Below are 25,066 nucleotides of genomic sequence, written 5' to 3' on the forward strand. Positions count from 1 at the left end.
ACCATAAGTCGTGTTACTTTTCTTCTATAACTTGAATCACTAATGAAATTCAACTCGACTGTAGCACTCACTCTGATTCTGCTGGCAATGATGTTAGGTGCTGGCTTTGTGAGTGCGATGTGGGGATTTTCCCTGGGTCATGAAGCTCTCAAAGGTGTGACTCAGCCCGATGTTCGCCCGACGAAGAAGCTGGCAAATAACCAGGAGGTTGAGCCTGGAGGTAAAGAGGTTACGCTTTTGAGTGAACGGGATATCCTGGTCAACGTTCACGCCTATATCCAGGACCAAGACAAGGATAAAGACTCCAATACCGATAATAACGACTCTGAGTCAAAGAGCCAGAGTGATACACAGAAGCCAGAGGAGTCAGCCGCAGAGAATCAGCAATCTGAAGTTGAAGAAGCATCGTCTGAATCGGATGTATTCAACACACAGACATCGTTTACCAGTAGTGGCTCGAATCAAAATTTACCCCTCAAAAGCCAGGATCGGGGGGTCACTTTGGAGGTTCGTTCCGCCAATCTTCAGGGAGGCTCATTGTTGCTAGATGTCAGCTTAAAGAATGAGGGCGCTAATCCGGTTCGATTCCTTTATAGTTTTTTAAATGTTACCGATGACAAAGGTCGAGCGTTGAGTGCGATTACTGAAGGGTTACCGGGAGAATTGCCGTCAAATGGCGAGGAATTTTCGGGTACGGTGAGTATTCCTACAGCGTTGTTGGATGACGCCAAAGCGCTGTCATTAACCCTCACGGATTATCCTGATCAAAAGCTCAAGCTGAAAATGTCCGAAATCCCTGTCGCGAGGTAAACAGAAACGGAGCAGGTTTGGCGCATAATATTTTTCTTACCTTCGGTTCTATTGCTCCCTTTATGTTAAACGGTATTTGTCAATCAATACAGTCCCCTAGAGAAAGGCTATCTGTGGAGTACCGTTGTAGCTTTTCTCTAGGAAGCAGTAGAACTACTTTTGCGGGTTACCTGCTACCGTTCTTATGGTTGCACAGTTAATGGTTTTCCTCACTGCGAGTGCTTCTGGACCCCTTACCAGCCGGGACATGCTGTTGCGATTATTATTAGTCCTGCTTTTGATTGCAATCAATGCCTTTTTTGTCACGGCTGAGTTTTCGATGGTTTCGGTGCGGCGATCGCGGATTAACCAATTGGTTGATGCGGGGGATGTGCAAGCCAAGACGGTTCAATCACTACAACAGAGTATTGAGCGTCTCCTCTCGACGACTCAGCTAGGTATTACTCTATCCAGTTTAGCCTTGGGTTGGATTGGAGAAAATACCGTCGCCGTTTTCGTCGCGGCGGTGTTGACTCAATTACCCCTACCCCCAGAGATGGTTCAAGGAATGGCTCATTCTCTGGCGATTCCGGTGGGATTTTTCCTGATTGCTTATCTGCAAATTGTTCTCGGCGAACTCTGTCCTAAATCTGTGGCGTTGCTGTATTCTGAACAGTTGGCTCGGCTTTTGGGTCCTCCGAGTCTGGTAATTGCCCGATTTTTCAATCCGTTTATTTGGATTTTGAACCAATCAACACGCTGTTTATTGCGGCTGGTAGGTGTGCAATATACGGGGGGATGGTGGAATAATCAGGTGACCCCTGAAGAGTTACAGTTAATTATTACCACCGAGCGGGAATCGACGGGTTTAGAAGCCGAAGAACGAGAATTATTGAATAATGTCTTTGAATTTGGCGAAGTTTTGGCAACGGAGGTGATGGTTCCGCGCACCAGCATTGACGCAATTCCCAGTACAGCAACGGTGCAAATGGTGTTAGAAGAAATTGCTAATACTGACCATTCTCGCTATCCGGTAACGGGGGAATCTCTGGATGATATTCGCGGGATTATTCATTTTAAAGAGTTAGCTAAACCCTTATCGGAGAGAAAATTAACCTTAGATACACCAATTGAACCCTGGATTCGTCCGGCTCGATTTGTCCCGGAATTAACTCCCTTGAGCGAACTCCTACCCTTAATGCAGCGATCGCACTTGGCGATGGTGATGGTTGTAGATGAGTTTGGCGGTACGGCTGGCTTGGTGACGCTGAAGGATTTAGTGGCGGAAATTATTGGTGATAACCCAGAACCAGAAAGTCCCGAAGAGGTGCCGATCCGAATTGTGGATGAACAAACCTTTTTAGTTCAAGCCCAAATAGATTTAGAAGAAGTTAACGAACTTTTGGATTTAAATTTACCTGTAACCGATGAATATCAAACCTTGGCAGGTTTTTTATTATATCAGTTCCAAAAAATTCCGCTGCAAGGGGAAATCTTAAACTATGAGAATCTGGAGTTAAAAGTTATCTCAGCCGAAGGACCTCGCCTGAACCGAATTCGCATTTATCGGAATGAACCCACAACTGTTCCCGCTGAAGATCTGTCTGAAACAGATGTGACGTCAGAAATTACTTCAACCGAGAATACAGCGAATGGAACCCAAGGCGATACGCCAGATGCTTCTACCAATGATTTAGAATAAGCCAAAAGCGAGTAAAGGGCGACCCGAGTAAATTGAGTGGATACAGTTGTTAATTGGTGCAAGCGGGTCGCCCCTACAGGTGTTTCATACCAAGACTTCCTGTTTCCTGTTCCCCAGAATCTAGAATTCAAATACAGGCATAAGCTGCAACATCCCTAATCCTAACTCCTTGACCGAGAGCGATCGCGCTTCAAAAAATGCCACCATGTCTTTGGGTTGAGGATTACCACGGGAAGCACCTTTGAGTCCTCTGGCGATAATTAACCCACAGTAGCCCTTCGTTTTTAGACACCGTTGTTCCCAATGCTTACGATTAGCCGTATGAGCCGGATCAGCTTCGGGAAACTCACCAAATAGGTAAAGATGACTATCTCCTGTTTGCAGAATGCCCAAATCGTAGCGATCGCCGACTAAGGGATCTTCTCCAGGGTTAAAGCCAATCCCCTTAAGTCCACCGGCTGTTTTAATTTGCTCGATTAAAACTTTAGCTTTCGGGCGAGTGGTTTGAATTAACACCACAGGTAACCCTTCTCCTATCGGCGGGGCGTCTTGAGATTGATAAAAATCAACACCCTCCCGTAGGAGTGCTATACTCTCCCAAGGCATCATCCCCAGACTCAGATAGGAATCTTTTGGCACTAAGTCATCCCGTAGAGGAAGTTCTAGTTCATCCTCATCCTCCTCCTCATCCCAATCCTCGTCATCCGTATCATCAATCGCCATCTCCCACAACTCAGATGCGATCTCTGGTCGTGTAGACACTTGAATAGACACCGTTGTTTTTGACTCCGTATCTTCCGTATCTACAGGGATAGGGATGCGGTAGCGCTTGTTCATCGCCGGAAAATCATCCGCCGCTAATTTTCCGGATGAGCCTTGGAAAAATCGATGCAGGGCTTCTAGCGCCATATAGACAACCAGTGCTTCTTCCTCATCCAGAAAGGGTCGCATTCCCTCTAATGGATGCACCGCGCCAAAACTCGGCACAATCTCTTCAACGGATAACTCGGCTAAATCCCCATCCTCATCATCTTCAAATTCCTCATCCGCTGCTTCATAGGTGATAAACAAGCAATCTTGTCCCAAAAATGCCTTTTCCATCGCCTCTACAGATTCCTGATTGACGACCGACTCCCGAAACCGTTGCAGCGAATCTAAGGAGCGATAGAGCAGAATTCCGTACTCCACACCCAGCATACCCATGACCGAGACGTACAACTCACCCACATCCCAGCGATTTAATTCCACACTCAGGATTTGATGATCAGCCAGGACATCCCAAGGCGCATCTTGCCATAAGTCATACGCCTTGGCAATCAACAGATCCGCATACTTAGGAGGTAAATGCGGCTGGCGCTGGAGGGCAATTTCCTCAAACCCGCGAAACAACTCATCAATCAGGGGTAAATCGGGGACATAATCGATGGCAATCTCTAACTCTTGCAGTACCCCACGCAACAAAAACTGAACTTCGCGATCGCGTACCACAATTTTAGACGGACGGGCGGGTCGAGCCGGACTTTGGGGATGTTCCATGGCTCGCAATAGCGTGCGAACAATCGCTTCAGGTCCCATTTCTGGCGAGACGATATCCATCGCCCGGACAATTCCTTCTGAGCCATCCACCCAAAGAATGCACTCATTATTACCCTCAGCATCAAAATCACCCTGATCGGATAAAGTCACTAAAGAACGGCGATCCCCTTCCCAGACGCTGGGTATTTGGGGTAACCGTTTGAGCCGACGACGAGTATTGCGATTGAGAGCAGACATAGGGTATTTGACAATAAGTGCAAAAACCATGGCAGGTCAGCCATGATTAATAATCGATACTCCTAGTGAAGTACCCCAACTTGCTTCGCTGAAGTTGGGGCTTCCAACTCAACTAAACAAGGACGGTCTTATTCGTCTTTAGAGTTTCCCGTCTCATCCGCCGATGCCTCCTCAGACATAAGTCTAATTTGGTCTTACAAGGGCGTCCACAGGCAGCAACCCGCCTCCCGCAGGTTTTATTATTTGTCGTAGAACATAGCTTGGTTTATCTTTTACCGCAGGGCGTAACCTAACGAACCAGTGGTCATGTTCTTTCCCTAGCTGCGATGTTTCTGCGGCAAGCATCTTACTGCTACTTTGAAGTTAGCCTATCTGGTGTCCATACGCCTAGGCGGGTTAGCAACCAAGTTTATAGTAGTACAACCACTTTGAAACTGCCAGTACCTTGTCTGTTGACTGACTCCGTACCTCCGTCAGGGAGATCCCTATCTCCACCCTGCTAACGCTGAGGGTGGGGACTTTCGCGATTCGTTAAACCGCAATACCTTCCGGGCTGCGCTTCATTGTTTGGACAAAGGAGTTCCCAAGAAAATTTTTATCGGGTAAATACACGCGCTTGGGGTCAGTCTCGATAAACTTGATCCATAAGCGTGGCACATCAGTAGTTCATCATCCAACTTTAACCTAACCAGGAGTCACAACGTACTTATGACACAAGCAACAACACCGCAACAAGGTATCCAACTGACCGAACAAGCCCTCAAGCATATTGTGGCGCTGCGAGACCAACAAGGACAAGACCTATACTTGCGGGTTGGTGTCCGTCAGGGGGGCTGTTCCGGGATGTCTTACATGATGGATTTTGAAGATCCCAGTAAGGTACGGGATAACGATGAAGTGTTTGACTACGAGGGCTTCAAAATAATATGTGATCCCAAAAGCATCCTGTACCTGTATGGTCTGGTCTTAGATTACAGCAATGCCATGATTGGGGGCGGATTCCAATTCACCAACCCCAACGCCAATCAAACCTGTGGCTGTGGCAAATCCTTTGGCGTTTAATTAAAAACGGCGGCATAGGGAAGGGAGTAGGGGTTTGGTAACCAAACCCCTACTGCATTTAAAATGACATGTTAGAACGTAAGTTGGTCTAAACCTGAAATTGAATCTATGACCGAAACTGTTAATTCTCTGTTCGAGAGTGGCTTAGAACGCTACAACGCGGGTGAAGCACCCGATTCCCTGATTCCTGTATTTAAACAACTGTGCGATCGCTTCCCGAAAAACGCCGCCGCTTGGAGTTGTTTGGCTTGGTTGTATTTGCTGGATGACCAAGGGGAACGGGCATATAAAGTAGCACTCAAGGGGACTAAAATTGATGCCAATGCACCCCAAGCCCGAGTAAATCTAGCGGTGGCGATGTTGGAAACGGGTCAAAAGGGAGTGCGTCAACACATCGACATCGTTAAGCAGATGATGGCGACGGATTCTCAAGTTCGTCAGGATGTCTTTGAGAGTATTGAGGATGGACTGAATAGGAAGCCTGACTGGGACAGTTTAAAGCGGGTTAAACAATGGCTATCTGAGGGGTGAATCCTGCCTTCGGCTAGTGTAATCGCCCTTAACGGTCATGTTCCAGACGTTCCATGGCACATCAATTGTCGGCTCAGCTTCTCGATACACTAGAGGAAGTCATTAGGATCAACCAATGACCAATGACTCATGACCAATAACCCATGACCAATAACCCATGACCCAAACGCCGTTAGTTGGTCTAAAGGCAGACCAGTTCCGTCATCCTCTTGATTTCCAAGCCACCCAAGCCTTGAAGCAGTTCCCTGGACTCGACTTGATGGTGCGAAATCTCCTCGGACCCTTGGCGGAACAATTCTTTTACCTAAATAATATTGCTGCCAGTGTTTTGGTGGGCGAAAATCAGCTACCGCACCTGCATCAGTTGCTGCTAGACGCCTGCAAAACCCTGGACTTAGAAACCCCTCAACTATACGTGCAGCAGCATCCCGTGCCAAATGCTTATACCTTTGCCATGCGGGGTAAACAGCCATTTATCGTCCTGCACACCGCTTTAATCGATATGCTGACCCCAGAAGAAATTCAGGCGGTGATAGCTCACGAATTGGGACATCTCAAGTGCGAGCATGGGGTTTATCTGACACCGCTCAACATTATGATTTTAGCGGCGTCTTTGCTGCCGAATTGGGGGGCTGTGATTGCCCAAAGCCTTCAGGAACAGATGCTGGAGTGGTTAAGGTGTGCTGAGTTTTCCTGCGATCGCGCGGCGCTGCTGGCAACTCAGAATCCCAAAGTGGTGATGTCGGTGCTGATGAAACTGGCTGGCGGTTCACCCACCCTGGCTCCCCAACTCAACCTCGATGCCTTTATCGCCCAAGCCAGAGCCTATGATGATATCAGCAATTCGGAATTGGGAGAATTGCTCAAATCCGCTCAAACTGCCCAGTTGAGCCACCCCGTCCCCGTGTTACGGGCGCGGGAAATCGATAAATGGGCAAGTTCTCAAGCTTATCAGTCCTTGCTACAACCGACATCTATCAGGTATAATGAAAAGGTTGCATCCCAGGGCGGATGGCGAAATTGGTAGACGCACCACACTCAAAATGTGGCGACCTCTGGTCGTGAGAGTTCGAGTCTCTCTCCGCCCATTCAGATTCAGAGGTGGTACAGATGACACAACGACTCAAGAGTTGGGAGTCTCCTCGCCGTCAAGGGCGAAATGATAAAGGCAAAGGCGGTTCCGCCAGAGCCAGACAACTGAAGAAGCAGCGGCAAATGTTGCTCAAGAAGTTGAAAGAAAGCGGAAAAGCCGAACAACAGAATAAGCAAGGGGGAAGAGAAAAAGACACTCTTCCCTCTTTTTTTAAGTTCGTATGTTTGTACGATTCAATCTGTGTAATCAGTGTCAATGCATACGATCAATGGTGCGATATTGGATAGCTTCGGCAATGTGTGGCGTTTGCAGCGTCTCAGCCCCCGATAAATCGGCAATTGTGCGGGCGACTTTGAGGATGCGATCGCTTGCCCGGGCAGATAGTCCGAGTTGGCGAATTGCCCCTTCTAATAAATTGCGACTACTATCCTCTAAATGACACCATTTTCTCAGATGACTACTTTGCATCTGGGAATTGCAGCGCAGTGAGGGTTCTGAGTGGAATCGATCACGGGCGCGATCGCGGGCTACCTTTACTCTCTCCCGTACCGCTTCTGACGCCTCGCTTTGGGGTTGTCGAGTAATTTCTTCGGGTTTAAGACGATTCACGGCGACTTGTAAATCTATTCGATCCATTAATGGACCCGAAAGTTTTGCCCAATAGTTCTCCCGTTGTCGCGCTGAACAGGTGCAGGGTTGCAGGGTATCGCCAAAGTAACCACAGGGACAGGGATTGGTACTAGCAACTAAGGTAAATTGTGCCGGAAACAGGACGGACTGTCGAGTTCGAGAAATGGTCACATAACCATCTTCTAAGGGTTGGCGCAAAAATTCCAGCACATTGCGTTTAAATTCGGTTAATTCATCTAGAAATAATACGCCTCGGTGCGCTAAGGAAATTTCTCCGGGACGAGGAAAACTTCCTCCTCCAACTAATGATGGACCCGATGCAGAATGGTGGGGACTGCGGAAAGGACGATATCGAATTAATCTACCTTTATCTTTGAGTAATCCAGCGACGGAATAAATTTGAGTGACTTCTAGGGCTTCTTCAAAACTTAAGGGCGGTAAAATTCCAGGTAATCGTCGCGCCAGCATGGTTTTGCCGCTTCCCGGTGGACCGACGAAAATTAAATTATGACCTCCTGCTGCGGCAATTTCTAACGCCCGACGCGCATGGGATTGACCTTTGACTTCGTTTAAATTTCCACCCGTAAACTGAGAGGGGGATGATTTGGGTACTTCATCCATCGTTACCGGGGAATAGCGTTCGGGTTGGTTCAAAAAATCCGCCACATCAGCTAGATGTTTGAATCCATACACGTCTAGTTCCCGCACCACGGCGGCTTCTTGGGCATTATCGGCGGGTACGACTAACCCAGAAATCCCCAAACTTTGGGCGGCGGCGGCGATGGGTAAGACTCCAGCAACGGGGCGTAAATTGCCATCAAGGGAGACTTCGCCCAAAAATAGATAATCCCCTAATAATTCAGGATTGACTTGCTGCGAGGCGGCTAGAATGCCGATGCTGATAGGTAAATCAAAGCTGGGTCCTTCTTTGCGTAAGTCGGCGGGGGTGAGATTAATCACGATTTTCCGCATCGGGAAAACAAACCCCGCATTTTTTAACGCCGCCCTCACCCGTTCTCGCGATTCTTGGACGGCGGTATCGGGTAATCCCACGACAACAATTCCCGGTAGTCCGCCCGACACATCGACTTCAACACCGACTTTCACCGCATCGATGCCGACTAGCGAAGCACTCCAAACCCTGGCAAGCATGTCTGTTTATCCTGAGTCTCATTGGCAATTATAGGGCGTGCGATCGCAACCGTCTATTTTAATCTGCCTTGTCTTCCTTGTCCCCCTTATCTTCCAATCAACCGTTCTTCAATTCCATAGCTTGGAAGTTAAGTAATTCGCTTGTTCATACCGTCCTTGAGACTTATAGAGGGCTGCCAAATTGTTTAAACTGAGCGCGACATCGGGATGATCTTCTCCCCATAAGCGTTTACCGAGTTCTAAAACTTGGAGATAAAGGGGTTCGGCTTGCTCGTAGCGTCCTTGATAATGATAGAGTAATGCCAAATTATTCATACTGGTTACTACATCGGGATGGATGTCTCCAAGTAGACGTTTCCTCAAATTTAAGGCTTGTAGATAGAGGGGTTCGGCTTTGTCGTAGTGTCCCTGATAATGATAGAGTAGTGCTAAATTGTTCATGCTAGTTGCCACATCGGGATGATTTTCTCCTAATAAACGTTTCCGAATATTTAGAGCTTCCAAATAAAACGATTCGGTTTTGTTATTGGGTCCTTTAGAGAAGTAAAGTCCTGCCAAATTATTCAAGCTTTGTGCTACATCCGGATGGTTTTCTCCTAATAAGCGTTTTCTGATGTCTAATGCTTGGAGATAGAGGGGTTCGGCTTTCTCGTACCGTCCTTGAGAGAAGTAGAGAGCGGCTAAATTATTGAGGTTAGTGGCGACATCGGGATGATTATCTCCCAATAAACGTTTTTGCAAGTCCAAGGCTTGGAGATAAAGGGGTTCAGCCTCTTCGTCACGTCCTTGGGACTTATAAAGGGCGGCGAGATTGTTCAGGGTTGTGGCGACATCGGGATGATCCTCGCCCAGGAAGCGTTTTTCGATGTCTAATGCTTGAAGATAAAGGGGTTCGGCATCTTCGTAGCGTCTTTGATAATGATAGAGTAAGCCTAGATTGCTGAGGCTGATTGTCACATCTAGAGGGTCATCGCTTAAGTTACGTTTCCTCAAGTCCAAAGCTTGCAGATACAGGGGTTCGGCGTCTTCGTAGCGTCCTTGACAGAAATAAAGGGTGGCTAAATCATTGAGGCTATGAGCGATATCAGGATAGTCATCGCCCAAGTTACGTTTCCTCAAGTCCAAAGCTTGCAGATACAGGGGTTCGGCTTGGGCGTACTGTCCTTGAGCCTGGTACAGTTTTGCTAAGTTGTTGAGACTAGTGGCGACATCAGGATGATCATTGCCCAATAAGCGTTGTCTGAGTTCTAAGGCTTCTAAATAAAGGGGTTCAGCTTCCCGGTAGCGTCCTTGAATTCTGTAGAGTTCGGCTAAACTATTCAGCGTTTGGGCTAAGATTGTTTCTCTTCCAAGTTCTTTTTGTCGCTCAATTGCTTGACTCAAATACTCAACCGCTAATCCTTGTTCTTGGGGATAATCCAGAGATTCACCCTGTTCTAAGCGTCGTTGATAAAGTTGTCCAACTTGAGCATATAAGGTTGCCAAATTCGGGTCATTGAGTCCACGTTTGGCTTTGGTATACTCGATCAATGGGTTGAGATCTGCGACTGGAAAAACAGATACGTTTTGATCCCAAGCGTCGCTTTCTTCTATAAGATGGCGGAATGGCTCAATATCTTGAATGGGAATAGCGGCTGTTTTTTTGGAGTGAAAGCGAAAGACACCTTGACACCAATTTTGGAAATCTGGGGCATTTTGACTAAGCTGACTTTCTAGTTGGTGAGTTAGCCACAGGACAATCGGAAAAGCAAAGGCTGATAATGCGTCTGGGGTTTCTGGTAGAGAGGCGAAAAAAATTTCCTGTTCTGAACGTGGGGCGTCGAATTTGAGCCAGAGAAGTTTTTGGACACCCGTCACGGTGACAACGGCGTTCCCCCCCTGACGTAAATCCTCATCGGTTTGGACAACTTCAGTAATGGCGCGGCTTAGAGTCGGGTCATCCTTAACCAACGTGACGCGATGCGATCGCACAGAGGCGGCGAGTTCCGTTTCATAGCGTTCAATCAGTTGGTTACGGTAATGAATATCATCACAAACTGCCACAATCACACTCAACTTACCTTGACTTGCTCGAATCAACCTCAGCAAATCGCCATAACTTGTTTCATTATGAACCGTCGGGTCAGACAACTCCGTCATCATGAAATTAACCTCCAATCTTGTAATCGCTCTTGAACCAATTGGAGCAATCCTGCGAGGTGTTATGGGCGCTTACACCGAACACCAACAAACCAGCATTTTCGGCAATGTTTGCCAGTATCGACAGGAAGTTTGACCACCCAGAATCCAGCACAGATTTAGCCAATCGGGTACGGGCTAGACCCTTGACGTTCAATTCTTCGTGAGCGATTACATCATATTTAGATAACAGCCAATTAGCTGTCTTGAAATGAAAATCTTTTCTCTTGTCAGCAACTTTTTTATGTTGCTTTCCTAGTTGCTTGATGGCTTTAAGTCTACTATTACTCCCTTTCTGGCTGCGTGATACCCGTTTCTGCATAACCCGCAGGCGTTTTTGTGCTTTGCGGTAATGTTGAGGAATGGCTACAGTTTCACCCTCTGAAGTCGTCAAAAACTCTTTTAAACCCATATCAATCCCAGTGATTTTATCTGGGTTGAAATCAGGCTTAATTTCTGGGACAGTTTTATCTTCTAAGGAAAGCGTCAGGTAGTAACCATCGGCTTTCTTGGTGACAGATGCTGTCTTGATTTTGAACCCATCAGGGATAGGACGATGTAAGACAACCTTAACTCTACCAAACATTGGCAAGTTAATCAGATTACCTTGCCAGCACCCATCTTTCATCTGAGGATAGGTAAACGTCCTGTAACGATTCCGAGCCTTAAATCTCGGTTTACCACTACGCTTACCAGTGCTATCACCCTTCAAGAATCGGTCAAATGTCAACTTTACCCGTTTAACTACATCCTGAAGAACTTGAGAATATATCTCGCCGTACCAAGGATGAGTTTTTTTGAGTTGAGGTAAAGTTTTCTTTTGAGAATAATAGTCGGGGTTGTCTCGTAATTCTGGCAGGTGACAAACAAGAGGACAAGCATTAACAGGAGAACGGTTTTGTTCGTACCAATTGAACCTATCAGCCAGCAAGTAGTTGTACTGAGCGCACAACATTGACAGCCATTTGTCTAGCTGAATAACTTGTTGTTTTGTTGGACGCAATCGATACTGGTGAGCTGTTCTCATTAAGGTTACCTCTCGTTTATCGACCTATAAAACAGTATACTCAATGTATAGTGATTTGATAGCCTCCGTACCTCCGGCTATCCGCCTATCCATCCCAACGCCAACTGGGTACAGGTGGTTGCGCTGGGGCTTCCGGCGAAGAAAGCTAAAAAAATGACAAAGTTATTTTGAATCGTGTTAATCCGAATCAATCCTAAGCACATTCGACAAGATTTATCCCTGATTCGGAGCGGTTTGTAGTCACACCCACTTCTATAGAGTACATTTTCTTTAGCTATCTGGTCAATAATGGCTCTCATCCTGGGTGTGCGAGCATCTTGCTCGCTACTCATACCCCATTTCAATGCATGACAGCTTATTATCCCATCGCGGTATGAAGATCATCTAGATTTTTCCGGATTGTCACTGTAGTCGGATGATTAACACCGAGTCGTTCTTCACAAATTGCCAACGCCTGGATATACAGGGGTTCGGCTTGCTGATATGCTCCTTGAGAACAGTAAAGTCCTGCCAAATTATTCAGATTTTGTGCCACATCGGGATGCTCATCCCCTAGCCAGCGTTTTCCTAACTCCCAGGCTTGGGAATAGAAGTCTTTGGCTTTATCGTGATGTCCCTGAAAGAAGTAGAGTATTGCCAAATTATTCAGATTTTGTGCCACATCGGGATGCTCATCTCCCAGCAAACGTTTCCGCAAATCTAAAGCTTTCAGATAGAGGGGTTCGGCTTCGTCGTAGCGTCCCTGAGTGGAGTAGAGTTCGGCTAGATTTTTATAAAGTGCTGCCAAATTATTCAGGCTGGTTAACACATCCGGATGCTCCTCTCCCAAGAACCGTTTACCCACATCCAATACTTCCACATAGAGGGGTTCGGCTTGTTCGTAGCGTCCTTGATAATGGTAGAGCAACGCTAAGTTATTTAGGCTGGTCACTACATCGGGATGGTTCGCGCCGAACAAACGTTTCCTTAAGTCCAAAGCTTGGCGATAGAGGGGTTCGGCTTGCTCGTAGCGTCCTTGGGAGTGGTGGAGTAATGCTAAGTTATTCAGGTTCGTGGCTATATCCGGATGATTATTGCCCAATAAGCGTTGCCAGATTTCCAAGGCTTGGCGATAGAGAGGTTCGGCTTCACCCTGACGTCCCTGAGAGAAGTAGAGTCCGGCTAAGTTGTTGAGGCTTTGTGCTACATCGGGATGATTATCACCGAATAAGCGTTTCCTGATTTCCCAGGCTTGTAGATAGAGGGGTTCGGCTTCGTCGTAGCGTTCTTGGAAGAAATAGAGTGCAGCTAGATTGTTCATATTAGTCGCCACATCGGGATGTTCATCCCCCAGTAAGCGTCTCATCACCTCCAAGGCTTGCAGATAGAGGGGTTCTGCTTGGTTGTATTGTCCTTGGGTTCTGTAAAGTTCGGCTAAATTATTTAGGCTGGTGGCGACATCGGGATGGTTCCTTCCCAATAAGCGTTTCCTCAGTTCCAAGGCTTGCAGATAAAGCGGTTTTGCTTGGTCATAGCGTCCCAGCAAGAAGTAAAGTAACGCTAGATTGTTAAGACTGGTGGCAACATCGGCATGGTTCTCTCCTAAGGTACGTTTCCTCAGTTCCAAAGCTTGCAGATAAAGAGATTCGGCTTCGTTGTAACGTCCTTGAAAGAAGTAGAGGGCGGCGAGATCATTGAAGCTGATGGCGATATCGGGATGGTTCTCTCCTAAGTTACGTTTCCTTAAGTCCAAAGCTTGGAGATAAAGCGGTTCGGCTTGGGGATATTGTCCCTGAGAGTGGTAGAGTCGTGCTAGGTTATTCAGGCTGGTGGCAACATCGGCATGGTTCTCTCCTAAGTTACGTTTCCTTAAGTCCAAAGCTTGGAGATAAAGCGGTTCAGCTTGATCGTAGCGTCCATGGGTTCTATAGAGTTCCGCCAGATGATTCAGGGTTGCAGCTAAGTCAGTTTCTAAATCAAATCGTCGTTGCAGGTCAACTGCTTTGCGGAAATATTCAACGGCGAGGGCAAGTTCGTGCTGGTAATCCTCAAATTCTCCATTTTCCAGTCGGCTTTGGTAGAGTTGTCCGAGTTGAGCATACAAGTTCGCCAGACTTGGGTCTTGGCTTCCCCCTTTTGCTTCAGTTTGTTGAATTAAGGCTTTAAGGTCTGCTAACGGTATCACCTGGTTTGTCCCCTGACGCCGATATTTATTCTTCCTGTACTATAGCAATCCTTTTTCGTTGAGGTTAGGACAGGGGATGAAAAATCTTGTCAGTTCACTGACAACCATCACATCTCATTAGGATATAACAGGTTCAAAAAACTGTATCGGGTTAAGATAATGCTAACCGGGCTAAAAGTTTCTAGTTTTAAAGACCTTTGAGGATATCCGCTTTAGTCCAAAAGACAGACTTGGTGAGCTAATTATCACTTAAATCCAGTTCTCGTAATTCCCTCGAAAAGTGAGGAAATTAAAAAAATATAAAATTTTTGCTCAAAGTTCATTCTTTAATTAAAAATTAAAATCGTCTTTCAAATAAAGTCTACTCATTGACTCAAACTCTAATATGTATCGAAATTAGCAAACTGCTTACCCAGAATTGGGTAAGCACTCATTAGTAACGTTCCTTATGTAATTGTTGGACTAACTGGAGGCACTAGCTGTGCAATCTGAAACTGTGAGAGTCAGGCGTGTATCCGGCGCTTTTGCCCTGATTGATAGTTTAAAGCGCCATGGTGTGAAGCACATTTTCGGCTATCCGGGTGGTGCGAATCTACCGATTTACGATGAAATATACCAAGCGGAAGCCACAGGCGAACTCCAACATATTCTCGTGCGACACGAACAAGGTGCTGCCCATGCGGCTGACGGGTATGCCCGGGCGACGGGTAAAGTTGGCGTCTGTTTGGCAACCTCAGGACCTGGAGCCACGAATTTGGTCACGGGTTTAGCCACGGCGAGCCTGGACTCTGTGCCGATGGTTGCCATTACGGGACAGGTGCCCCGTGGGGCAATCGGTACGGATGGATTCCAGGAAATTGATATTTTCGGGATTACGCTGCCAATTGTCAAGCATTCCTATTTGGTCAATGATGCTCGTGATATTCCTCGGATTGTGGCGGAAGCGTTTCACATCGCGAGTACGGGTAGACCTGGACCTGTGTTGATTGATATTCCTAAAGATGTGGGAATTGAACTATTTGATTACGTTCCGGTTGAACCAGGTACCATAAAGCTACCGGGATACCGTCCCACGGTGAAAGGGAATTCTAACCAAATTAACAAGGCACTGGATTTGATCTGGGCGGCGAAGAAACCGTTACTCTATGTGGGCGGCGGTGCGATCGCGGCGGGTGCCCATGGGGAACTTCTGGAACTGGCGGAGCATTTCCAGATTCCGGTGACAACCACTCTGATGGGCAAGGGAGCATTTGATGAGTCCCATCCCCTGGCTTTGGGTATGCTAGGGATGCACGGCACCGCTTATGCGAATTTTGCGGTGAGTGAATGTGATTTGTTAATTGCCTTGGGTGCCCGCTTTGATGACCGGGTGGCGAGTTTGCCGAAACAGTTTGCTGTCGATGCGAAGGTGATTCACATCGATATTGATCCGGCGGAAGTGGGGAAAAACCGGAACACTGATGTACCCATTGTTGGTGACGTGCGGCAAGTGTTAATTGACCTGTTGCGACGCTCTCATGAACTGGGGAATGGCATCGATCTCAACCAAACCCAACCCTGGCGCGATCGCATTCAACAGTGGCAGAATGAGTATCCCTTAGATCAGCCCCATCCCCTGGAGAATCTCTCGCCCCAAGAAGTGATTGTGGAAGTTGCCCGTCAATCCCCCCAGGCTTACTACACCACCGACGTCGGTCAACACCAAATGTGGGCGGCTCAATTCCTGAAAAATAAGCCCCGTCACTGGATTTCCAGTGGCGGTTTAGGCACAATGGGGTTTGGCTTGCCTGCGGCTGTGGGTGTAAAAGTTGCTCTACCCTCCGAACCCGTGATTTGTATCAGCGGCGACGGTAGCTTCCAGATGAATATGCAGGAACTGGGTACAATCGCCCAGTACAGCATTGGTGTAAAGATTGTCATCCTCAACAATGGTTGGCTGGGAATGGTGCGCCAATGGCAGCATTTGTTCTATGACGATCGCTATGAAGCGACGAATCTGGAAGTCGGCACACCGGAGTTTGTTAATCTGGCTCAGGTGTATGGGATTAATGCCATTAAGGTGACACAGCGTCACGCTTTAGCCGATGCGATCGCCCAAATGCTTGCCCATGACGGTCCAGTGCTTGTAGACGTGCGTGTTACCCGCAATGAAGACTGTTATCCCATGGTTGCTCCCGGTCATACCAATAGCGACATGATGGGTTTGCATTCTCCCAACCCAGGGCAGATTTCACCCAGTATGGTGACTTGTTCCAACTGTGGAACAGAAAATCCAGTGACTCATAAATGCTGTTGTGAATGTGGCACAAAACTACTCGATACGCCATCGACAGTTGCTGTGAGCTAATTGGCGATGAGCGCCAGGTAGGGAAGGTGAGTGTAATGGGGTTATCTTAATCATTTTGGCTCTGTAGAGAGGGGTTCAATTGTTCCCTTCCCTACACCCTACACCTCACACCCTGCCTACACCTCAAGTAGCTTACCCGCCCCTTCAGGGTGGGATGAGGAATGAAAATTCCCCTTCTGGAACTTTATCTTCTTGATCTTCGTGAGCAAAGGCAATGACAGATACGCCATTAAACGAACTTAATTTATCTGTCTTAAGTAGGATGTTTAATCAACGGCAACGGATAAAGAATCCTCCTCAGAGCAGACGGATTATGGCAAAATGTGAGAAGGGTTATAAAACTCAAGATTCTGAGTTCTGATGTAATAAACTTTATTTTTTCTTAACACAGCTTAGCAAAAAGTAATTGTCTGAAACTTTCATCAGGGATTAAACTAAGAATAGCAAAAACTACAGATTTTTTTTGGGATCAAGATAAACAGGCTTCCTTTAAAGGCGCTAACTGCTATTTGCATCATAACAAAAGTGATATCAACATAAGAACAATGTGCATTACAGGCTCACTCACTGACTTTTCATTACCCGAAATTTTTCGGCTCCTTGGTAAAGGGCATCACACGGGTTTGCTGACTGTAAATACTGATGCTCCTACCGCTGTCACCCCGAATGGTGTTTGCTATATCTGGGTCTATCGCGGTCGAATTGTGGCTGTTGATTCTCAGTTAGAGTATCCAGGATTAATTAAGTTAATTGCTAAACGCCAATGGATGGATAGAAGTCAGTTGGCTCAGTTGAGGGAGTCAGTTCCCCAGGATCAACCTTTGGGTTTCTACCTGCAAAAACAAGGGTTGTTAACCATGCAACAAGTCAAATGGCTGTTCCAAGCCCAAGTCTTACGACCAACCTGTGCCTTGTTTCAACTCAAAGCGGGTCGTTTTAAGTTCAACCATGAAGTCAAACTGCCAATGTCGGGAATGACGGGTTTGAGTTTGAGTACTCTAGCGGCGAACTTACTGGGATTACGTTCCTTGGGTAACTGGAATGCCCTAGGCGATAAATTACCCGATGCCAATGGGGGGTTGCTCAGTATTACAGGACACCCTCGTTATCCTCTAAACGCCTTAGAATCTCAAATCTGGGAGTATACCAGTGGTACTGTTTCCCTGAGGGAAATTGCCAAACAACTTAGACTTTCTGTAAAAACTGTGCAGCAGATTGCCTTTCGATTAATGACAGTCGGTTTGGTCGAAGAAGTCCCCTTAGTGATTCATACCCCTTGCCCTCAATCTGTGGACGCGATCGCGACGCCGCTCCATCCAGAAGCGACAGATCAGCCAGTCAGCCACTCCTTTTTGCACAACTTAATGGGTTTCTTAGCAGATAAGTCCAAGCATCTGCCGTTACGGGCGGCTTAGTTAGGCAAAGGATCAGAAACAACAGATGTAGACGCGCAGCGGTTTACAGCAGCGTGGAATAAAATAACGTACCTCAATCAGGACTAAACTGCTATATATCATATTACTACCGATTCTAATAAACGAATTGTTCCTCGCTCCGCATCAATTTCTACCATGCCACCGATAGGTACGGTAAATTTATCCTGGATATGACCGATCATCGAACCATACCAGGCAGGAACCCCCAAGGGTTTGATATGGTCAGATAATACTTGTCGCAAAGTCAGCGATGGTTCATTAGCGTCGCCTGCGGGACAGTTTGTACATTGTGCAAAAATAAATCCAGCCAATTGCTCAAGAATTCCAGCGAGTTTGAGCTGGGTTAACAAACGATCAATCCGGTAAACCTCTTCTCGTATATCTTCCACAAACAAAATAGTCTGCTCCCAGTCGGGTAAATAATCTGACCCCACCAGCGCCGCAATCAGAGATAAATTTCCCCCCACCAGACGCCCCCTTGCCTTACCTCTGGTAATAGTTTCCACAGGAGTACTCAGTAGATTTTGCAGCGTCATTGCTTCCCCATCAAACAAGATGCGTTGCAGATGTTGGATTGAGAACCAATTCCAGGTTGATGTTCCTAAAGGTCCATGGAATGTGATCAGGTTGCTGTGAGCATAAATCGCTAACAGCAGCGAAGTCACATCGCTATAGCCGATAATGATTTTTGGATTTTGGCGGATTAGCTGATAGTCCAACAGGGGTAAAATTCGATTACAACCCCATCCGCCTGCCATTGCTAGCACAGCCTGGACAGAGGAATCAGCAAACATTGCATTCACATCAGCAGCACGCTCAGCATCTTGACCTGCGAGGTAGCCGTACTGGTTGAAAATATGTGTCCCAAGTTTTGTGTTTAAACCCAGTTGTGATAAAACGGGAGTAAATTCATCAACGGTCTTTTGGTCAACCAGACCGGCTGGACTAATCAATCCTATGGTATCGCCCGGATTCAGACGTCGCGGTTTGATCAGGGGTAAGGGGTTTGCCGTTGCCGGGAATTGGGTTGCCAACAGCGTCAGTCCTAAAAGTTTAAGCAAGGCACGGCGATTACTTGAAAAGGGTTGGCTCAATGTTCAGTCCCGGAAAACTACAATAGAAAAACCGAAAAACGACTGGGAGTACCAAGCTCTTAAAAAGAGCTAGAATTGACATACTTGAATCATCTCGCTAAAACCAAGCAATAATAATAGAGATATTGCATCTGCCAGATTTTGGTCAACTCACCGACGCTCTAGCATCAAACTCCCGAACAGGGATTGATGGTTGGTTTGTGTCATCACCGCGCTATCGGTACAGAGACGGTCAACTACCCCGCCCATACTTTGTATGGACAAGGTATCCAGCCGCGAAAGACGGATGATTTTTTGTATCCGATTAACCACAGACATTTGATCTGACGGTAGCTGAATCTGACTCTTTGAAGAGCATCTGCCTTTCAAATTCACGATAGCTAGTCAAAAACTCCAGCAATTCAGCCATTACACCCAGAGACATGGTAATTGCTTCAGGCTATGGTAGGGAAAGATACTCTCTCTCTCGATGTGGAGGTGATCAATCAATCCCAAGGAACATGCCTCAGGTTAATGGCATTCATGGTACAGCTATCCTCAACAGACGTATACAGACTCGATTGATGAAATTGACACCTTGAAGTCATGGGATTTTAGGAACTAGGAGGATCTACCCGTTCCGTCAGATGCTAGAACAGATAAGCAAGGGTGGTAATCGCGTGAGAGCACTGGCGCAGTTTTGCCAGCTAGAGTCTGAGTATCAACGGGTCGCATCAATTTTACAGACCCAAAGACGGCAATATCAGCATTCTTAAGGATGAAATTAGTTTCTTTGCCCGAAGAACCACCAACCATTTTGGTGGTTGATGATGACCAGTTTATACGAGAGCTTTTACGCCGAGTCATGGAAAAAGAAGGCTATAAAGTTGTCGAAGCAACCAACGGCGAACAGGGTTTGGACGTCTATCAGCGTCTCAAACCGCATCTAGTTATGCTAGACGCCCTGATGCCGGTCATGGATGGTTTTACCTGTTGCAAACACTTACAAAAACTCTCAGACGAAGACGAGACATCACCCGATAGCGAACATTTGGAGGCTCAAGGGTTACAGGGAGTTTCCCAAACGCCTGTGTTAATGATTACCAATCTTGATGATCCAGAATCCGTTGACCGTGCCTTTGCCGTGGGTGCTACTGACTATATCACCAAACCGATTCACTTAGCCGTCTTGCGTCAACGAGTGCGGCGTTTAATTCAACAATTTCAGCTTTATCAACAACTTGAACAAGCCAATCGAGAGTTACAACGTTTAGCGACTTTAGATGGACTGACGGGTGTAGCCAATCGACGGCGGTTTGATCAATACCTTGATGATGAATGGTGGCGCATGATTCGAGAAGAGTCATCCTTATCTCTGATTCTGTGTGATATTGATTTTTTCAAAAAATATAATGATACCTACGGTCATCAAGCCGGTGATGCCTGTTTGCGAAGGGTGGCTGATGCTTTGCGTTTTTGTGCTAAACGTTCTGTGGATTTAGTTGCTCGTTATGGGGGTGAAGAGTTTGCTATTGTTTTACCCAATACCACCACGATTGGTGCTTCTCTAGTGGCTGAAGAATTACGCAGCTTGGTTCATAGTTTAAAGATTACCCATGGGGCTTCAGCCGTCAGTGAATATGTCACACTCAGTTTGGGTGTTGCCAGTCTGTATCCGGAGCCTGATACTCCACCAGCTACGCTAGTTGCTGAAGCGGATTTGGCTTTGTATCAAGCGAAAGCCTCTGGGCGTAATCGATATGTGGCGAAAGTTTGAACTAAATTTAGGGATGGGTGGCATAGTGTTGCTGAAATATCGTAGCATTGCCGATATTCTGTACATGCGTCAATCCCCAAAGCAGATAATCCCTAAGAACCATCATGACCACTGCTGTCAACACAACACCCCGATTAGCCTCACGCTTGGTGAATGGATTCCTTTCCATTAAGCCCTTAGCCAATTTAGCCAAGCAGCAGGCTCGTAAGATGATTGTGAAACGAGCTGAAAAAATTGGCGTACCTTGGACGAAACAGGTTAATGAGTTGCGAACTCTAGACTGGGATAGTTATCTCAATCAAGTCCAAAACCCCCAGTTAACCTACCCTGATTATTATTTGCGTCCCTTCCATGCTTATGACAAGGGAAATCTCCAGTGGGATGCTGCGTTTGAACAAGAAGTTGCGGCTTATGCTGTTCATGCCAATCTCTACCCTGAAGATAGACTCCAAGGAGACGCTAAGCTGCGACAGAGTTACCATGAGTTGGTGCAAAAGCAAGTCGCCATTGAGCCACAAGATATTGTGGATCTAGGGTGTGGTGTTGGGATGAGTACCTTTAGCTTACAAAAGATTTATCCCCAGGCAAAAATTACGGGTGTAGACTTATCGCCTTACTTTCTCGCCGTAGCCGCCTACAATTCCCAGCAGGATCATCGAGAAATTAACTGGAAACATGGGGCGGCTGAAGCGACAGGTTTACCTGATACTTCATTCGATTTAGTCTCTATTTTCTTGGTATTCCACGAATTGCCTCAAATGGCGGCAAAGGCAATCCTGCGGGAGGCACGGCGGTTATTACGTCCTGGTGGCTATCTTACCCTGATGGATATGAATCCTCAGTCTCAGGTGTATGGGACGATGCCAGCTTATGTTTTTACTTTATTCAAAAGCACTGAGCCTTACTTTGACGAATATTTTACCTTGGATATGGAGGAAGCGATCGCGGAAGCCGGATTCCAGTCTCCGATGATTACACCGAATAGTCCCCGCCATCGGACGATCATTGCCCAAGTTGAGGAGGTGATTGGGGATTAGGGATTGGGGAAGAGGGAAACAGGGGAACCCAATGCTGGGATCGTCGTAGCAAAACTTAACATAAACCAATACTTGACATGCTTTCGAGGAGATCCCCGTCTCTGATAGACTTTTAGACTGGGGACAGTAAATAAGACCAGGGAAAAACTAAGCAGTTGAGAGGAAAAGCTTCGTGCTAGAAACTACGCTAGGACTAGAAATTATTGAAGTTGTCGAACAGGCAGCCCTTGCTTCTGCCAAATGGATGGGCAAAGGTGATAAGAACACTGCTGACCATGTGGCAGTAGAAGCCATGCGGGAGCGGATGAACAACATTCACATGCGGGGTCGCATCGTGATTGGAGAAGGGGAGCGAGATGAAGCCCCGATGCTCTATATCGGTGAACAAGTAGGCATCTGTAACCAGCCGGATGCTAAGAACTTCTGTAACCCCGATGAACTCATTGAAGTTGATATTGCCGTTGACCCTTGTGAAGGGACAAACTTGGTGGCTTATGGGCAACCGGGTTCAATGGCGGTGCTAGCTATTTCTGAGAAAGGGGGGCTGTTTGCTGCACCTGACTTTTACATGAAAAAGTTAGCTGCGCCTCCGGCGGCTAAAAATCATGTCGATATCAATAAATCGGCAACGGAAAACCTGCAAATTCTCTCGGAGTGCCTAGATCGCTCAATTGAGGAACTTGTGGTTGTCGTGATGAAACGCGATCGCCACAAAGGACTGATTGAGGAAATCCGCTCGGCTGGCGCCAGAGTTCGGCTGATTAGTGACGGAGATGTCTCTGCGGCGCTCTCTTGTGCCTTTTCGGGGACAAATATCCATGCTCTGATGGGCATTGGTGCAGCACCCGAAGGCGTTATATCCGCCGCCGCGATGCGCTGTTTGGGAGGACATTTCCAAGGTCAGTTAATCTATGACCCAGAGGTTGTACAGACGGGTTTGATTGGTGAGAGCAAAGAGGGTAACCTGGAGCGGCTCAAAGAAATGGGTATTAACGAGCCCGATAAGGTCTACAATACTCATGAGCTAGCCTCGGGTGAAACTGTGCTATTTGCCGCTTGTGGTATTACGCCTGGAACCTTGATGGAAGGGGTACGACTCTTCCACGGGGGAGCGCGGACTCAAAGCCTGGTAATTTCCACCCAGTCGAAGACGGCTCGATTTGTGGATACTGTCCATCTATTTGATCAGCCGAAGACCCTGCAACTGCGATAAATACTGTAAATTTATCCATTTTCGCAGGATTTCTCCGCCTCGAATTCTAGTCATCGAGAGGAGAGAAAAGCGTTAAAGCCAGAGTATGAGCAATGATAATGCTACTTACTCTGGCTTAGCGTTGATTGATCAGATTCTTGATCGGAATCAAGTACGACAGGGCAGTAAATTCCCCGGGTAATCTGTGAACGTATGCCCAATTGCCTATCGCTTTCAGAAAAATTTCTCAATTTTCTTTATCTTTAAAACAAGCCTAATAGTTGACCCAACCCAACGATAGAGATTCGGAGAACACAATGAATATTGCCGTCGTAGGTTTAAGCCACAAAACAGCGCCAGTTGAAGTACGGGAAAAACTGAGCATTCCCGAAGCCCAACTAGAAGACGCCATCCAACAACTCTGTAGCTACCCCCATGTTGAAGAAGTGGCGATCCTCAGTACCTGCAATCGCCTGGAAATTTATATTGTGGCGAAGGAAACGGAAAAGGGTGTTCGTGAAGTCAGTCAGTTCCTTTCAGATAACTCTCATGTACCCTTGCATCAATTACGCCCCCATTTGTTCATTTTGTTACATCACGATGCAGTCATGCACTTGATGCGCGTTGCGGCGGGACTTGATAGTCTAGTCCTGGGCGAAGGGCAAATCTTATCTCAAGTTAAGCATACCCATAAAGTCGGTCAGCAATACAAGGGAATTGGGCGCCTGCTTAACCGACTGTTTAAACAAGCGATTACCGCAGGTAAGCGAGTCCGCACTGAAACCAGTATTGGTACAGGGGCGGTTTCGATTAGTTCTGCGGCGGTGGAACTCGCCCAGATGGAAGTGCAAAACTTAGCCGCTTACCGAGTGGCAATTATCGGTGCTGGGAAGATGTCGCGTCTGCTGGTACAACACCTGCTTTCTAAAGGTGCTGAGTCAATCGCTATTATTAATCGCTCAACTCGACGGGCTCAGGAGTTGGCACAGCAGTTTGAGAATGCTCAGTTAACGGTACATCCTCTATCTGAGATGATGGCGGTGATTACGCAGTCGGATATGGTGTTTACGAGTACCAGTGCGACAGAACCGATCCTCGATCGCGCTAAACTGGAAGTCCATCTTGCTCCCAGTCGCTCCTTAATGCTATTTGATATTTCCGTACCACGTAATGTGGATGCCGATGTTAATGAACTCGAACAGGTTCAAGCTTTTAATGTGGACGACTTAAAAGCGGTGGTGGCGCAAAATACCGAAAGCCGCCGTCAGATGGCGATGGAAGCGGAAAGCTTACTCGAAGAAGAGGTGGAAGCCTTTGAGGTTTGGTGGCGATCGCTCGAAACGGTGAGTACAATTAGTAGTCTGCGGGAGAAAGTTGAAACTATCCGGGAGCAGGAGTTAGAAAAAGCCCTATCCCGCTTGGGTTCAGAGTTTGCCGATAAACATCAAGAAATTATCGAAGCGCTGACACGGGGAATTGTGAATAAAATTCTCCATGATCCGATGGTGCAGTTAAGGGCGCAGCAGGATATTGAAGCCAGACGCCAAGCGATGCAGACGCTGCAAACGCTGTTTAATTTGGAAATTGAGGAGCAGTTTGGTTAAGGGTTAGTGCTGAAATTTTTCGGTTGGGTTTCATGGTTTTGGTAGCTATTCCTTAAGGGGAATATCTATAGAAGGGGTACGGCAATGCCGTGCCCCTACCGGGTTGAGGTTCGCTGAATCTGTGCGTCAGCGTTTATTGATTGTTTAAGCTAATTTCAGTTTGTAGAGACGTTCCGCCGGAACGTCTCTACAAAAGGGAAAAATTTGTAGTTTTTGTTACAGTTTTTTGGCTATTTTTGTATCTATTTTGATTACTGGACTGGCGATCTAGGCAAACCCTGACAAAGTTTGAGATTGTGACCATCTGCAGTATACCCGTATGTTTACGATTCAAATGGAATCACTCTAGTCTTGTCTTGTTGACATCCTCCCCCGGCTAAAGAGCGCGGGGGATTCCTCACCACGCCACCTTTAGCCGGGGTGGTCGCTGATTGGGGTTGACGCTTCGCTGAAGGTTGCCTCCAAATGAGGTCTTACACCCTCTCCACGTCCGTTTATA

General features: G+C 46.9%; 19 protein-coding genes and 1 tRNA gene. 13 read left to right on the top strand and 7 right to left on the bottom strand.

The window, feature by feature from the left end:
- The first annotated feature begins 42 nt into the window (after positions 1 to 42).
- Complete coding sequence (locus tag RLO19_RS26685) at positions 43 to 810, top strand: hypothetical protein (protein WP_446360409.1); 768 nt, start codon at positions 43 to 45, stop codon at positions 808 to 810.
- A 184-nt stretch (positions 811 to 994) separates the two neighbouring features.
- Positions 995 to 2,491, top strand: coding sequence for a hemolysin family protein (locus tag RLO19_RS26690; RefSeq protein WP_446360410.1), 1,497 nt, complete (start codon positions 995 to 997; stop codon positions 2,489 to 2,491).
- A gap of 120 nt (positions 2,492 to 2,611) precedes the next feature.
- Here RLO19_RS26690 and RLO19_RS26695 read toward each other — a convergent pair whose 3' ends face one another.
- On the bottom strand, positions 2,612 to 4,264 hold the full coding sequence (locus tag RLO19_RS26695) for a DUF6930 domain-containing protein (RefSeq protein WP_446360411.1): 1,653 nt from the start codon (positions 4,262 to 4,264) through the stop codon (positions 2,612 to 2,614).
- Between the two features lie 708 nt (positions 4,265 to 4,972).
- On the opposite strand from RLO19_RS26695, the gene RLO19_RS26700 reads away from it, so the two are divergent.
- The 5 genes from RLO19_RS26700 to RLO19_RS26720 all read left to right on the top strand — a co-directional run bounded on the left by RLO19_RS26700 (position 4,973) and on the right by RLO19_RS26720 (position 7,237).
- Positions 4,973 to 5,326 carry a HesB/IscA family protein gene (locus RLO19_RS26700; protein WP_446360412.1) on the top strand — a complete coding sequence of 118 codons (354 nt, stop codon included), beginning with the start codon at positions 4,973 to 4,975 and terminating at the stop codon, positions 5,324 to 5,326.
- A gap of 108 nt (positions 5,327 to 5,434) precedes the next feature.
- Positions 5,435 to 5,857 (top strand): tetratricopeptide repeat protein, encoded by a 423-nt coding sequence (locus RLO19_RS26705; protein ID WP_446360413.1) that lies wholly within the window; start codon positions 5,435 to 5,437, stop codon positions 5,855 to 5,857.
- 157 nt (positions 5,858 to 6,014) lie between these two features.
- Positions 6,015 to 6,884, top strand: a complete 870-nt coding sequence (locus RLO19_RS26710) for a M48 family metallopeptidase (RefSeq protein ID WP_446360414.1) — start codon at positions 6,015 to 6,017, stop codon at positions 6,882 to 6,884.
- Positions 6,863 to 6,945 (top strand) — tRNA-Leu (locus tag RLO19_RS26715). Before RLO19_RS26710 ends, RLO19_RS26715 begins: the two co-directional genes overlap by 22 nt.
- Before the next feature lie 22 nt (positions 6,946 to 6,967).
- Positions 6,968 to 7,237, top strand: a complete 270-nt coding sequence (locus tag RLO19_RS26720; protein WP_446360415.1) for a hypothetical protein — start codon at positions 6,968 to 6,970, stop codon at positions 7,235 to 7,237.
- On the opposite strand, the gene RLO19_RS26725 is transcribed toward RLO19_RS26720, so the two are convergent.
- The 5 genes from RLO19_RS26725 to RLO19_RS26745 form a co-directional block, all read right to left on the bottom strand.
- On the bottom strand, positions 7,203 to 8,732 hold the full coding sequence (locus RLO19_RS26725) for a YifB family Mg chelatase-like AAA ATPase (RefSeq protein ID WP_446360416.1): 1,530 nt from the start codon (positions 8,730 to 8,732) through the stop codon (positions 7,203 to 7,205). The two genes, RLO19_RS26720 and RLO19_RS26725, sit on opposite strands and share 35 nt — an antisense overlap.
- A gap of 108 nt (positions 8,733 to 8,840) precedes the next feature.
- A complete protein-coding gene (locus RLO19_RS26730) occupies positions 8,841 to 10,874 on the bottom strand; it encodes a tetratricopeptide repeat protein (RefSeq protein WP_446360417.1) in 2,034 nt (677 codons plus the stop codon).
- Positions 10,875 to 10,878: 4 nt separating this feature from the next.
- Positions 10,879 to 11,937 (bottom strand): RNA-guided endonuclease InsQ/TnpB family protein, encoded by a 1,059-nt coding sequence (locus tag RLO19_RS26735; RefSeq protein ID WP_446360418.1) that lies wholly within the window; start codon positions 11,935 to 11,937, stop codon positions 10,879 to 10,881.
- Between the two features lie 77 nt (positions 11,938 to 12,014).
- Positions 12,015 to 12,269, bottom strand: a complete 255-nt coding sequence (locus RLO19_RS26740; RefSeq protein ID WP_446360419.1) for a hypothetical protein — start codon at positions 12,267 to 12,269, stop codon at positions 12,015 to 12,017.
- A 26-nt stretch (positions 12,270 to 12,295) separates the two neighbouring features.
- A complete protein-coding gene (locus RLO19_RS26745; protein ID WP_446360420.1) occupies positions 12,296 to 14,101 on the bottom strand; it encodes a tetratricopeptide repeat protein in 1,806 nt (601 codons plus the stop codon).
- Positions 14,102 to 14,582: 481 nt separating this feature from the next.
- On the opposite strand from RLO19_RS26745, the gene ilvB reads away from it, so the two are divergent.
- A complete protein-coding gene (gene ilvB, locus RLO19_RS26750) occupies positions 14,583 to 16,448 on the top strand; it encodes a biosynthetic-type acetolactate synthase large subunit (RefSeq protein WP_446360421.1) in 1,866 nt (621 codons plus the stop codon).
- Positions 16,449 to 16,993: 545 nt separating this feature from the next.
- Positions 16,994 to 17,863 carry a DUF4388 domain-containing protein gene (locus tag RLO19_RS26755; protein ID WP_446360422.1) on the top strand — a complete coding sequence of 290 codons (870 nt, stop codon included), beginning with the start codon at positions 16,994 to 16,996 and terminating at the stop codon, positions 17,861 to 17,863.
- A gap of 98 nt (positions 17,864 to 17,961) precedes the next feature.
- Here RLO19_RS26755 and RLO19_RS26760 read toward each other — a convergent pair whose 3' ends face one another.
- Entirely contained in the window at positions 17,962 to 18,978 is a 1,017-nt protein-coding gene (locus RLO19_RS26760) for a S66 peptidase family protein (RefSeq protein WP_446360423.1), read from the bottom strand.
- 757 nt (positions 18,979 to 19,735) lie between these two features.
- Here RLO19_RS26760 and RLO19_RS26765 point away from each other — a divergent pair.
- From RLO19_RS26765 to RLO19_RS26780, 4 genes are all read left to right on the top strand, one after another.
- Positions 19,736 to 20,734 carry a diguanylate cyclase domain-containing protein gene (locus RLO19_RS26765; protein WP_446360424.1) on the top strand — a complete coding sequence of 333 codons (999 nt, stop codon included), beginning with the start codon at positions 19,736 to 19,738 and terminating at the stop codon, positions 20,732 to 20,734.
- 104 nt (positions 20,735 to 20,838) lie between these two features.
- Complete coding sequence (locus tag RLO19_RS26770) at positions 20,839 to 21,771, top strand: methyltransferase domain-containing protein (RefSeq protein ID WP_446360425.1); 933 nt, start codon at positions 20,839 to 20,841, stop codon at positions 21,769 to 21,771.
- Positions 21,772 to 21,943: 172 nt separating this feature from the next.
- Entirely contained in the window at positions 21,944 to 22,984 is a 1,041-nt protein-coding gene (gene glpX / locus RLO19_RS26775; protein ID WP_446360426.1) for a class II fructose-bisphosphatase, read from the top strand.
- 296 nt (positions 22,985 to 23,280) lie between these two features.
- The gene (locus RLO19_RS26780) at positions 23,281 to 24,567 is read left to right on the top strand and encodes a glutamyl-tRNA reductase (RefSeq protein ID WP_446360427.1); all 1,287 of its coding nucleotides are present in this window, start codon (positions 23,281 to 23,283) and stop codon (positions 24,565 to 24,567) included.
- Positions 24,568 to 25,066 lie beyond the last annotated feature (499 nt).

The organism is Coleofasciculus sp. G2-EDA-02 (assembly GCF_040226375.1).
Taxonomy (GTDB): Bacteria; Cyanobacteriota; Cyanobacteriia; order Cyanobacteriales; family Coleofasciculaceae; genus Coleofasciculus.